Source organism: Mesorhizobium sp. M7A.F.Ca.US.006.04.2.1 (assembly GCF_004022915.1).
GTDB classification, from domain to species: domain Bacteria; phylum Pseudomonadota; class Alphaproteobacteria; order Rhizobiales; family Rhizobiaceae; genus Mesorhizobium; species Mesorhizobium ciceri.
On record NZ_RZQA01001506.1, the window covers coordinates 1 to 707 of the forward strand.

A 707-nucleotide genomic window follows, 5' to 3' on the forward strand; every position below is an offset into this window, starting at 1 on the left:
CGCAGTCACCATGGCCATCGGCGAGGCTGGAGTAGACAACCGCATCGTGATCGACTCCAGCCTCGCCGATGGCCATGGTGACTGCGGCGCCGGCAACCGGCTTTTCCGTTTTCGTCAGCACAATCAGCGCCATGCGTGCCCTTTTTTTCTGTAGTTGAGCCGTTGCGGCGGAGATCCGCAGGTGCAGGTCAGCTTCGCCGGCAGCGATCATGCGCTCCACATCGCAGCGCCAGGGATCGAATTCAGGGAGGCCGCGCGCAAAGCCGGTGCGCAGCGGAAAACCTGTCATCCAGGCCGAGGCGAGCGCGCTTCCCCACCCGTTTTCGCTCGCCGGCAGATAAAGGCCGGATGCGCGCGATTTGCGATTGAGATCGGCGATCAGTCCTTGCAGCATCTCCAATGCCAAGCCTTCGGCGGCGTGGCCTGAAAACAGGAACACGGGAAAATGCGCGGCCGCCAGAGTTTTGGCAAAATCATTGAAATTCGACACCGGTTGCGATGTACGCCGCCCTTTGTACTGTGCCCTCAGTGCCGCCAGCGTGGCGGCGAGGCTAGCTTGGCCACAGGAAAGTTGCGTTGCCTTGCGTCCGCCGTTCAGCGGCGGCACAGACATCCCGTTTGGGCCTACCACGAAAAACGCGCGCTGGTTGCCGGTCGAGAGGTCGGGAACCGTCCCGGCAAGTTCGCCGACAAGACCATGATGGATC

General features: G+C 62.1%; 1 pseudogene. It reads right to left on the bottom strand.

Features of this window, described 5'->3' with window-relative positions:
- Nucleotides 1-613: pseudogene (locus EN925_RS38380) on the bottom strand (tungsten formylmethanofuran dehydrogenase); the annotation flags it as partial.
- Nucleotides 614-707 lie beyond the last annotated feature (94 nt).